We start from the raw sequence: 12,099 nt of genomic DNA, 5'->3' as shown, positions 1-12,099 counted from the left end.
AAAAATTTACACCGTTCTACTGGCTCGCCTCAGATTTTATGGCCTCGGCCAACGGAATACGGACCCCATCACGGTAAGCGACGATGTAAGATGAAGTGTAGCCTTTCGAGTCAGCGAACTCTTTCAATTTTTTGGCACCTTGGTAGGAGGTGGCATTGCCATACATATACCGGAACAGGTTTTTGTAGGGTTCTTTCGAGATAATGCTGAGGCCATTGAAATTTTCGGGTCTCAAAGGCACCTCTTTACCACTGGCCATCAGCTGGATTTTATAGCCGATCGTACTTTTCACCCTTATCTTGGGTTTTGGGACCGTGACTTCCTCGGGTTCTTTAGTATCCGGTTTAACGGAATCAGGCTTGGTGGCCGTTTCGGTTTCACCAACCTTTTCTTCCACTTGGTCCTTAGGTGTCTCGACCGTTTTTTCAACCTGCTCCTTCGGTGCTTCGACCGTTTCCTTTGGTTTTTGCACCACCTCTTCCGGTTCCGGTGTTGGGGTGTCGAATGCGATCACGTTCGCATCGACCCCGTCCTTAAAGCTTAAAATGGCGTTGACCATGGCGGTTGCCATCTCTTTCTGCCCTTTTTTGGAGTTCAGGTAAGCCCCCTCCGTTTTGTTCGTTAAAAACCCGGTCTCCACCAATACACTGGGCATGAAGGTCTGGTGCAGTACGATAAAGCCGGCTTGTTTGACCTTACGGTCTTTTCGCGTCAATTTTTTGGTGAAGTTTTGTTGCATCAATTTGGCCAACTCGATACTCGATTCCAAATATTCCTCCTGCATGATGGTACGGCCGATGACCGATTCAGGCGAATTGATGTCGTATTGGGCGTAGTTGTCGGCATAATTATCTTCGAGATAGATTACCGAATTCTCTTTTTTTGCCACTTCGAAATTCTGCTTATTGGCATGCAGCCCCAAAACAAAGGTACCTGCACCGAAGGCATCCGAATTATGGGAGTCGCAATGGACGGATACGAAGAGATTGGCCTTGGCATCATTGGCGATTTTACCCCTTTTATACAAGTCGATAAAAGTATCGTCCTTACGGGTGTAGATGACGGTCACATCGTCTTGACGTTCCAATAACCTACCGGCCTCCAAAACGATGGCAAGGGCAATGTTCTTTTCAAGATATCCATTACCCAGGTTCCCCGGATCATGCCCGCCATGCCCAGCATCCAGAACGACAACGAATTTTTGCATTTGATCCGTTTCGGTACCATTTTTGATGAATGCGCTAGAGATGAAAAAGACCCCAAAAAATAGGAAGGTCGCCAACTTGGATTTAATCATGGACACTGCCGGTTTTGAGCGTTCTGCCTTGGTTAAAATAATCGTAACGCCCAAGGAACAGAACAAAAAATATATGTAAGTTTGGCTTCAAAAATTAGGCCAACCTGCTACAAAAATAGGACTTATCACGTTGCACGCAAACAAACATCGGTTTCTTTTGGTCCTCCTATTTGTGTTTGGAACCCTCAGTATGAGCGCTCAAGAAGACAAGGTGGTTCCACTACCGGTCAAGGCGATTACCGATACCATCAGTGCCCCGGTTTTACTTCCGGAAACCCTAAATCCCAGCCTCAAAGCGGATAGCACCCTGACCGATACCACGTCCAAAAAACAGGGCGTCCTTCTCGATAAGATCCGATACAAGGCGAAGGACTATGTTCGTTTGAGTAGAAAAGAACAAAAAATCTACCTCTACGACGAAGCCGAAATTTACTATCAAGACATCGAATTGAAAGCGGGTGTAATCGTCATGGATTATGTGAAAAACGAGGTCTATGCCGGTCGTATCAAAGACTCAACGGGCACCTACACCCAACTGCCCTATTTCAAACAAGGGGATCAAATCGTGATCCCCGATTCCATTCGTTTTAATTTCGATACGGAACGGGCCCTCATCTGGAATTCGCGCACCGAGCAGCAGGCCGGGTTGGGCTCCTTTGGGGCCGATGCCATGAAAGTACTGGCCGAGGTCACGAAAAAGGAAAACGACTCGGTGTATTTTTTGAAGGATGGCAAACTCACCACTTCGAAAGATACCGTCGACCCGGATTATTACATCCGGGTCCGGAAGGCCAAATTCGTACCCGGTAAGAAAATCATCGCTGGTTACAGCAACATGTATTTGGTAGACGTACCCACCCCTATCGCGTTACCTTTTGCCTATTTTCCGCTGACCACAGGGCGAACGGCGGGTTTGATCTTTCCTTCGTTTACCCAAGATCCCAACCGGGGCTTTGCCATACAGAACGGTGGCTATTATTTTCCGATCAGTGACTATGTGGACCTAAGTATCATGGGTGATTTTTTCACGAATGGAAGCTACGGTGTGCGAACCCAATCGATTTATGCGAAGCGCTACCGCTTTCGGGGGAATGTCAATTTTCGTTACGAAAACCAGGTCTTTAGTCAAAAAGGGTTTGATGATTTCAGGCGTACGACGCTCTACAACCTCCAGATATCGCACAGTCAAGATGCGAAGGCCAACCCGAATTCCCGATTTTCGGCTTCGGTCAATTTAGGAAGCAGTCAATACTTTACGAATTCCTTCAACCAGATCAATGTCCAGAACACCCAGAACAACAACCTGTCGTCGTCGATTTCGTATTCAAAGACCTTTCCGAATTACCCATCGGTGAACTTCAGCCTGACCGCCACCCACAATCAGAATACCAATACCCAGGAGGTCAACCTGACCCTACCGACCTTGCAGGCCAGTATGGAACGGATCTTCCCTTTTGCCAAACGTGACGGCATCAAAAAGGGCATCATCCAAAACCTGAATTTCCAATATAACTTAAGGGCTGAGAACCGCATTCGTACCAATGAGGAAGATTTTCTGACGGGTAGGATGTTCGACGATGCACGGGTCGGGGCACGCCATACCTTGCCCATCAGTACGAACTTCAAGGTCGCCAAGTACTTCAGTGTAACGGTGGGCGGGAATTATGAGGACGTATGGACCTTGGAAACCTTCAATAGGGGTCTCGATCCCGACAACCCGGATAGCAATACCGAAGTGGTCTTGGACACCATCAACGGGTTTGACCGCTACAACCAATACGGCCTAAGTGCTAGCGTAGGAACCACCCTGTACGGTACTTTTAATTTCGGGGAAGACAAAAAGATACAAGCGATTCGTCACGTCATGCGACCCCAGATCGGGTGGGCATATACCCCCTCGTTCGAACAGTTTTACGATACCTATACCGATAACGACGGTGAAGAAGTGTTGTTCAGTAGGTTCGAAGGCACTTTGAACGGTGCCCCAAGCCTCAACAAGTCGAATTCGATCACGTTTTCGCTACAGAACACTATCGAAGCCAAGGTACGGGATAAGGATTCGACCAAATTGGAACCCAAGAAAATACCCATATTGAGCAACCTGAATTTTTCGACCTCGTATAACTTTGAAGCTGATTCGCTCAAACTGGCACCAGTCAGCATGAATGGGGGAACCACGCTCTTGAACAACAAAATGAGCATCAACTTTTCAGGAACCTTGGACCCCTATACCATTGATAATAACGGCCGTCGTATCAACACCTTCAACGTGAACGCGGGAGGAGGGCTTGTTCGATTGACCCGAGGTTCGTTGAACCTTCGTTATGCCCTTGACAACAGCATCTTCAAAAAAGGAGGTGGTCGTGATGATAAGGCCGAAGGCGAACAGGCCAGTGATTCGTACCGTGCGGCGAGTGGCGGACGTAACGATAACCTCTTCGGTTCAGGTTTCGATACACAGTTCAGCACCCGAAAGGAAGAAGGGGATATCGAAAACCCGGTCTACGGTACCAAAATCCCCTGGAACCTGAACGTGCAATTCGCCTTGGGCTATTTGAATTCCAATAGACAGAACGAAATCAACAACGCTTCGTTAATGTTCGGTGGTGATATCGAGTTATCGCCTCGATGGCAAATGGGGATTTCCTCAGGGTATGATTTCGTAAACAAAGGATTTGCCCAGACCCAATTCCGGTTCAGTCGCAATTTGAAAAGTTTCGATCTTCGATTCAATTGGGTACCTTTCGGTCGGAACGAGCGCTGGGATTTCTTTATTGGAATCAGTAGTTCGATCCTACAAGACTTGAAATACGATAAGAACAGCCAACGCATACGTCGATAAAATCCACCTTATGAAAAGCATCATCAATACACCGCATGCCCCAGCGCCTATCGGGCCCTACAACCAAGCGACCCTTATCAACGGAACCCTGTATATTTCAGGTCAGATCCCGATTGATCCCAGTACTGGTAATTTGGTAGCGGGCGATATCAAAAAAGAGACCCGTCAATCCATGGAAAACCTCAAAGCGATCCTAGAAGCTGCTGGTATGGGCTTCGACAATGTTGTCAAGACTTCGATCTTCATTAAGGATATGCATCAATTTGCAGAAATCAACGAAGCCTATGGAGCGTATTTCGATGCGGAAACCGCACCTGCTCGGGAAACTGTGGAAGTCGCCAACCTACCGAAATTCGTCAATGTCGAAATTTCGATGATCGCCGTTAAATAGTGTCTTTATGGAATTCGACCAAGCCTTCGATAGGGCGTTGTCGGATAACCCCTAAAATCAAATCGTTGCGTTCGATCACCGTGGTCAATTCCTCGCGTAGGAAATGTGCGATGCTGCCCACGAAATTAATCGGCACTTTTGTGGCAAGTTCGAATTGCATGATGTAGTTGTTCACGAACTGTTGAAAGCCTTTGTCGATGACCCCTCTGCAATAAGGGTGGTCCTTATTTTCTATGATAAAGCGTGCAAAAGTGGCCAAATAAGTATTCGGGTTCGGTTGTTTGTAGAGGTGTTCTTTGATCACATCGGCGTCCAACTCATATTCTTTGGCGAACTTCATACCAAGGTCTTGCGGCATTTTGTGAAAATAATAGTCCCTCAATAACTTCCTCCCGAAAAAATTACCACTGCCGTCATCCATCAAAATGTAACCCAAGGAGGTGACTTTTTGAAAGAGCTGGTGCCCATCGTAATAGCTGCAGTTCGATCCGGTACCCAAGATGCAAACGATGCCCTGATGCCCGATTTTGGTCGTCGAGTAGATAGCCGCATAGGTGTCCTCATGGACTTCGGCCTTCGCATTCGGGAAAAAATCGGTAAAGATGTTTTTCAAGAACTGCTTCATACGATCCGTACCGCAACCGGCACCATAAAAATAGAGTTGGGTGACGTCGTTCTTATTCTTTGAAAGCTCGAAGTTATTGGCAAGACGGTCTTTGATCACGGGTTCGGTCAACACTTCCGGACTAAGACCTAAGGTCTGGGTATTGAATAGTTGTTCACCGTTTTCGTCAAGGGCGATCCAGTCCGACTTAGTGGCGCCACTATCTACAATTAAAACCATGGGTTGGTGCTATAAATAAATATTCCTGAAAATAAGGATTTTAGGCCTAATTTTCAGGAATACGTTGGGTAAAAATCTTACAGATTGGCGACGTGCGAAGCGAGGTCCAACATTTTGTTTGAAAATCCAGCTTCGTTATCGTACCACGAAATCAACTTGAAGAACTTCGAATTCAATTCGATTCCCGCTCCGGCATCAAAGATGCTGGTTCTGCTGTCTGAAACGAAATCTTGGGAAACCACCGGTTCCTCGGTATACCCCAAAATGCCTTTCAAATCACCTTCGGCAGCGGTTTTGAACGCTTTTTTGACTTCTTCATAAGAAGTTTCCTTTTCGAGTCGAACCGTCAAATCGACAACGGAAACGTCAGCAGTAGGAACCCTAAAGGCCATCCCGGTCAATTTGCCTTGAAGGGCAGGTATTACCTTGGTGACCGCTTTCGCCGCACCGGTAGAAGCCGGAATGATGTTGATCATGGCACTTCGACCACCGCGGTAGTCTTTTCTTGATGGCCCATCAACGGTCATTTGTGTTGCGGTGGTGGCGTGTACTGTAGTCATCAATCCTTCTTCGATACCGAAGTTGTCGTTCAAGACCTTGGCCATAGGGGCAAGACAGTTGGTCGTACAGGAAGCGTTCGAAACGATGGTATCGCTTGCTTTGGCTTCGTGGTGATTCACACCCATAACGAACATGGGTGCGTCTTTCGAAGGTGCTGAAATAACCACTTTTTTAGCGCCGCCATCAATATGGTATTGGGCGGTTTCCAAAGTGGTGAATATTCCGGTGCATTCTGCAACGATGTCAGCTCCGACCTCATCCCATTTCAGGTTTTTCGGGTCTCTTTCGGCGGTAATCCTGATGGTCTTGCCGTTAACGACCAAATGGCCGTCCTTGATTTCAACGGTGCCATCGAAACGGCCATGTACCGAATCGTATTCCAATAGGTAGGCCAAATGCTCGACATCCAACAAATCATTGATGGCGACCACTTCAACATTGTCGCGTTTTACGCTGGCCCGAAAGACCAAACGGCCAATTCTTCCAAATCCGTTAATCCCTATTTTTACTTGTGACATTATCTTTTTATTTTAAGTTATGATTATGTAGTCATTATATCAGAAACCCTGATGAGTTCCGCGTCAATTTCGGTATGTGCCTTGATCGCCTCACTGATGGGTGTCAAGATGAGTTTGGTGTCACGGACTCCTACCATATAATTGGTTTTTCCTTCCAAAAGGGCCTCGACCGATTTAACCCCCATTCTACTGGCCAATACCCGATCAAAACAGGTTGGGTTACCCCCGCGTTGCATGTGGCCCAAAACGGAAACCCGAACATCATAGATCGGCAAATGCTCTTCTACGTATTCTTTGAGTTCGAAAACGTTTTTACCGGTCTTATCGCCTTCGGCAACGATGACGATACTTGATGATTTCCCTGATTTCTTACTTCGTTTCAAGGAATCGAGAAGTCGTTCCAAGCCAAGATTTTGTTCAGGGATCAAAATTTCCTCTGCCCCGGCACCTACTCCTGCGTTCAAGGCGATATGCCCCACATCGCGGCCCATGACCTCGATAAAGAACAAGCGGTTGTGCGAACTGGCGGTATCACGTATCTTATCGATTACTTCGACCACGGTGTTGATGGCCGTATCGAAACCTATGGTAAAGGAAGTACCTAAAATGTCGTTGTCGATCGTACCCGGTATCCCCATAACCGGGAAATTGAATTCCTCATTGAATTTAAGGGCTCCTGCGAAACTCCCATTACCCCCGATGACCACAAAGGCATCGATGCCGGCCTTGACCAATTGTTCATGGGCTTTTTTCCTTCCTTCAGGCGTCCTGAAATCCTCACAACGGGCCGATTTCAGTATCGTGCCCCCCTTATTGATGATGTTGTTGACACTACGGGCGTTCATTTCCTTAAAATCCCCATCGATCATGCCCTGATATCCTCTGTAGACCGCCACACATTCCAACTCCATAAAGGCGCAAGTACGTACTACGGATCGAATCGCCGCGTTCATTCCCGGTGAGTCCCCTCCTGACGTCAATACGGCTACTTTCCTGATTTTGTTGGCCATAGTAAATTTTAAGAGATCAAAACTAGTGAACTTCTTTCAATTAAAAAATGCGCTATCGCTTATTTTAGGGTATCTAAAATCCTCAAACGATTTCGTAAAATTATTGTACAAAAAATAGACGAAATCGTAGGATTTATTGCCGGATTGATGGCTTTTTCGCGTAAAATCGGATCAAACTGTCTTGCCCCATCACATTTTGTTGTTGCGTAGGTGGCTTTTTCACAGTGGTACTGTCTTGTTTTTTCTTGAAAATACGTTGCCACAGATCATTGAAGTCTTCAAAATCAACCTGATACGATAATCCAACCCCTTGGGTGTACCCTTGGCGTTCGGCTAGGAATTCGTTGATTTCATTCTCACGATTGAAGATCTTGGCACTCAGGGTGCCTTCTTCATTCAATAAGATCTGTACTTCGACGTCACCGGCCACAACGGTCTCGGAGACTCCCCCGACCGGCACCCCTACCCGACCGTTCAATAAAATCTTATCGGAAATCTGGGTCGACACGCTGACCCCGATACGGTCGTCGGTATCTATTTCAGAAGCGGTATAGCCTTGCTCATATGAAAGCCCGAAATTGAATTTGTCGTTGCCACCGCCCAAGACTGAGTTCAACAAGCCTGAGGCCGTCTGGATCAAGTTTCCGGTCACGGCTTGCTGACTGATCCTATTGACGAAAGTTCCTTGGGCCAATAGGAAAAAGGCGTTATCACTCTTGATAGTCGGGTCTTGCAACCGGTATTCCAACTCGGATTTGATGACAGAGCTGGTTCCTGGAAATTCAATATCGAAATCAATGGTCGGACTTTCCAGCTCTCCTTCCAAGCGCACTACTACCTCGGTGGGGATACTTCGACGTGAGCTACTCGGATCATCGAGCAATGGCGCCGGGTTCGCATTGAGCGCATAGACGGCATCCAATGACAATTGCGCCGCTAAGGGATCGCCTTCCCAAAGAATGGTACCCCCAGGGCGCACGGTGAACGTCTTATCGATCACCCCGCCCCGTTTAAAATTGTATTTTCCGGTCACCACGACGAATTCGCCGTACATGTTGAATTTCCCGTTCGTATTGATCTCCATCAACAATAGCCCCTCACCCGTTCCCTTCAACGAGCTTCCGGTCTGTGGATCGACCACGATCTCGACCTCGGCTTCCGGGGTGACCGCAAGGTCAAACGCCATTTCAATGCCTTCATAGTCGTCGAGCACCCGCTCCTCATCAATGGTCGTCCCCTTGTTCTTTTCGATAAAATTGATAAAGGAGTAATCCCCGACACTGGTAAGGTCGCTTAACGGGATCTTTAATTCCGTTCCCCGTGCCGTGGCACCATCGAATTCGATATTCAAGGCTGTGGTCGGCCCATGGATCCTTCCTGAACCGTTGACAAAACCTTTACCGTAATACAAGGCTTCCTCATCGTAGTCGGTATTCAAGATCATCAAGCGTTCACCATCAGTATCCATATTCAAATCGAGATCCCAATCCCCAAAAGCGGTATGGCTGATGGTTCCGTCCAAAATACCCGTAGTACGTTCCGCACTATCGGTCAAACCGATATTCTCGAAATAAAAGGTTTGATCGAACAAGCGAATACGCGACAAGGGGGAAAATTCATAGTCGACGTTCAAATACGGGATTCCCAGACCGGCCTCGTTCAAAGTTAGGGTGCCGTTGATATCCGGGTTTTCGGCCGCACCGGTAATCCGGGCATTCCCGTTCAAATAGCCCCTGATGTTCGATATGACATCCTCTCCCAAGGGGGCAAAAGGCGTGAGGTCGAATTCGGTGAAAGAGGCTTGCAGATCGACCGTGGTCCGGTCCGGATCATTGAACAGATTCCCGTTCAGACTAAAGCGCTCGGTACCCTCCTGATTAAGCCAGGTATTGACACCGAATTCGCTTAGGTCATTATTACCGAAAATCACCACTTCCATATCCCCCATGACCAAATCGTTGACCGAAAAATCGGTTATGTCAAGACTAGATGATGGCAGGTATTTTCCATCCTTTTGCAGCACGTTCAAAAAGCCGTTGACCTCGCCACCCAAGCGCAAACTATCGATTTCTGGGGTGATCTTATCGAGGGAAACGATCTTGAATTGCAACTCCAGGTCTTTGTAGGTCGAATCGGCGAGTTCACCACGAAGTCGTATCTGTTCTTCGTTGTTGTTGTCCATCACGATCTCTTGGATTTGGATGCTATCCAAAGTACGGTTTAAGATGACTTTGTTCCGGTTATTCCCGTTCTTGTTCAAGACCCAGATGTTGTCTTTGAAACTAATATCGGATCGTTTCAAACCGATAACCGATTTATTCTCTTCGTTGAAGGTGTGGTAAAAATTAAGGTTATAACGATCATTGAATTGACTACCCCCTTTGAACTCCGTTCTAAAGAACAGCGTGTCCTTCAAGGTAGTGTTGATCAAACTGAAGTCTTGTACATCATAATAAATGGTCGACATATTCTCAACGGAGAGGTAGGTGTTGAACAAGGGGTTCTTGTTGTCGATCTTGAGCTCGATACCGTCAAGTCCATTATCGAATGCCTCGATGCCAGGTGATTTGAAGGTCAATTTAAAATCCCCTTTATCGGCGACGATATCCCCTCTGATGAAGGTGTTCGGGCCGAAACTCACTTCTGGAAAGAAGATGTTGACGATCTTATTGTAGATCCTAAAGTTGAAATTCATGTGTTGGCCATCCGAAATTTCATAGGGCCGGTAGTTGGTATAAATGCTTCCGATGGAGTTCTGGAACAACCGCCCCAACTCGTTCACTTTGAAATACCCCTTCATGTACCCGGTGATGATATCAGGTGATATGATCTGGATATTGCGGATGGAATCCTGTTCAAAAGTCGATGAAATGGCAAAATCCTCAAAAAAGTAGGTGTCGTTCTTGTTTTGATAGGCGGTATTGGTGAACTGTAATTCCCCATCGAGATTATCAAGGGTATTGCCGGCAATATCCATATTGATGTTACCCCTAAAAATCGAAATGCTATCGTTGATGAAATTCAATTGTTTCAAATTGGCATAATCGACATCGGCCCTGAAATTGAACTCACTTCGATTGGAACTGAAATCGGCCAACCCCTTGAAATCGAATCTAAGGTTGGGATCGTTACAGATCAGCGAACCGTCAAAAAGCTCATCTTTCAAAATACCCGAAATCTTGGTGTTCTGGTATTCGTAGTTGTTGAATTCCATCTTATAGACTTCACCGATGGCCTCCGTATTCAAATACTCGGCGATAAAGCCCTTGCCTTCGACATTGACGTCCAAGGTGGCCGTTCCGAATTTGTTATTGTCGATAAAAGTCCCGAGATCGAAATCGATCAAGGAGATGAACCCGCGATACGAAGCATCGTCGATATTATCGATATTGGTCATCTGAAGGTCGGAGTAACTGCTACCGATGGCCGTACTTAGATTGATCTGGGCATCTATGGAGCTTTCCGTGATTTCCGAAGTACCCCGTATGGTGAACTGACCGAATTTTTGAAAGGAGGTCGGGATGCTCTTTCCTAAAATCTCGGGCAACAAGCCGCGAAGCTGGTAATAGCTTGAGGTGACACTTTCCATGTCTCCGTTCATGATAAATGGGGCCTGGGCATTGAATAGGTTTCGAAAACGATAATCGCCCCTCACCCCGGTATTGCCTGACAACAAGACCAAATCGGTAAAGGTGATGTCGTTCAAGACCCCCGAAGCCTTGGTAGAAAAGGTGGCGGTCTTGTCAGCTCCGAACTCATTGTAAAATCGGTTCACCTCATTGAACGAAACCTTTGAATCAATGAATTCCGCATCGACTTTGACCTTATCGAGAAAGCTTGAAAAATCTTCTCGGTTATAATTGAAATGCAGTCTTCCATGCAAGGAAGATTCGGGCGTTCGAATCGTCAACGAATCGAATCGCATATGTTGTTTGGTATAGGAAAAACTCGTAGTGAGCTGTTCCAAACGGATATCGTGTTTGTCGATCAATGAAAGGGCATCGATCTGCATGGTCACATCGGGGCCCAGAATCTGGAAATCGGAAGCCGAAACGGCAAGTTGGTCGAAATACAAGACCTCCTGTACCTCAAGGTTCTCATCATACAAACGGTACTGGCTATCGTTGATCTGGATCGACGCAGTGGTCATCAAAAAGGGAGGAGTACCGGGTTTTCGAGGTTGTCCATCGTCCAACTTATCGACGAAGACATCAAGATTGGTATCGGTTTCACCCTTATAGGTCTTCATATTCAAAAGCAAGTTGTCGACTTCGATATCGCCGAACTCCAAGTCCCCATTGATCATATTTCGGGCACTCAACACGGAGGTCGTTAATTTTTGGATGTAAATAAGGGTGTCTTGCCTGTAGTCTTCGACATAGATGCCCTTGATGTTCGCATTGAGGTTGAACGGGGTGATCTGTACCCTATCGATCTGGATGTTGGTACCGAACTCCGCATTCAATCCATCCGTAGCCTTTTTCGCCAAGCCGGTTTGCACCACCGGAAGTGAAAACACGATGGTCGCCAGAACAAAAAGCAGCAAAAGCGCCAACAAAAGACGAACCAGTATTTTTCTTAGTTTTTTGATAGGGCTTTACGGTTTATCTTTGCGTTTCAATTTTTGTTCCAAAAG

At 46.7% G+C, this 12,099-nt stretch carries 7 protein-coding genes; 2 read left to right on the top strand and 5 right to left on the bottom strand.

Features of this window, described 5'->3' with window-relative positions; all coding sequences use genetic code 11:
* Positions 1–16: 16 nt before the first annotated feature.
* Entirely contained in the window at positions 17–1,297 is a 1,281-nt protein-coding gene (locus ABV409_RS15450) for an N-acetylmuramoyl-L-alanine amidase family protein (RefSeq protein ID WP_353878527.1), read from the bottom strand.
* 190 nt (positions 1,298–1,487) lie between these two features.
* On the opposite strand from ABV409_RS15450, the gene ABV409_RS15445 reads away from it, so the two are divergent.
* Together ABV409_RS15445 and ABV409_RS15440 are read left to right on the top strand one after the other, a co-directional pair.
* Positions 1,488–4,139, top strand: coding sequence for a putative LPS assembly protein LptD (locus ABV409_RS15445; protein WP_353878526.1), 2,652 nt, complete (start codon positions 1,488–1,490; stop codon positions 4,137–4,139).
* A gap of 10 nt (positions 4,140–4,149) precedes the next feature.
* A complete protein-coding gene (locus ABV409_RS15440; RefSeq protein ID WP_353878525.1) occupies positions 4,150–4,530 on the top strand; it encodes a RidA family protein in 381 nt (126 codons plus the stop codon).
* Here the strand turns inward: ABV409_RS15440 and ABV409_RS15435 are convergent.
* From ABV409_RS15435 to ABV409_RS15420, 4 genes are all read right to left on the bottom strand, one after another.
* Positions 4,523–5,374, bottom strand: a complete 852-nt coding sequence (locus ABV409_RS15435) for an N-acetylglucosamine kinase (protein WP_353878524.1) — start codon at positions 5,372–5,374, stop codon at positions 4,523–4,525. The genes ABV409_RS15440 and ABV409_RS15435 overlap by 8 nt on opposite strands.
* Positions 5,375–5,451: 77 nt before the next feature.
* On the bottom strand, positions 5,452–6,453 hold the full coding sequence (gene gap, locus ABV409_RS15430; RefSeq protein WP_353878523.1) for a type I glyceraldehyde-3-phosphate dehydrogenase: 1,002 nt from the start codon (positions 6,451–6,453) through the stop codon (positions 5,452–5,454).
* A 23-nt stretch (positions 6,454–6,476) separates the two neighbouring features.
* On the bottom strand, positions 6,477–7,463 hold the full coding sequence (pfkA, locus tag ABV409_RS15425) for a 6-phosphofructokinase (protein WP_353878522.1): 987 nt from the start codon (positions 7,461–7,463) through the stop codon (positions 6,477–6,479).
* A 133-nt stretch (positions 7,464–7,596) separates the two neighbouring features.
* On the bottom strand, positions 7,597–12,021 hold the full coding sequence (locus tag ABV409_RS15420; RefSeq protein ID WP_353878521.1) for a translocation/assembly module TamB domain-containing protein: 4,425 nt from the start codon (positions 12,019–12,021) through the stop codon (positions 7,597–7,599).
* Positions 12,022–12,099 lie beyond the last annotated feature (78 nt).

It is taken from the genome of Flagellimonas algarum (genome assembly GCF_040513375.1).
GTDB lineage: Bacteria > Bacteroidota > Bacteroidia > Flavobacteriales > Flavobacteriaceae > Flagellimonas_B > Flagellimonas_B algarum.
Note: the sequence above shows the minus strand (reverse complement) of the source record. Positions and strands in the feature narration are given on the sequence as shown.

Excerpts from the sequence above, each read along its gene's own strand:
- ABV409_RS15450 (WP_353878527.1), bottom strand. The coding sequence starts at position 1,297 with ATGATTAAATCCAAGTTGGCGACCTTCCTATTTTTTGGGGTCTTTTTC.
- ABV409_RS15445 (WP_353878526.1), top strand. The coding sequence starts at position 1,488 with ATGAGCGCTCAAGAAGACAAGGTGGTTCCACTACCGGTCAAGGCGATT.
- ABV409_RS15440 (WP_353878525.1), top strand. The coding sequence starts at position 4,150 with ATGAAAAGCATCATCAATACACCGCATGCCCCAGCGCCTATCGGGCCC.
- ABV409_RS15435 (WP_353878524.1), bottom strand. The coding sequence starts at position 5,374 with ATGGTTTTAATTGTAGATAGTGGCGCCACTAAGTCGGACTGGATCGCC.
- gap (WP_353878523.1), bottom strand. The coding sequence starts at position 6,453 with ATGTCACAAGTAAAAATAGGGATTAACGGATTTGGAAGAATTGGCCGT.
- pfkA (WP_353878522.1), bottom strand. The coding sequence starts at position 7,463 with ATGGCCAACAAAATCAGGAAAGTAGCCGTATTGACGTCAGGAGGGGAC.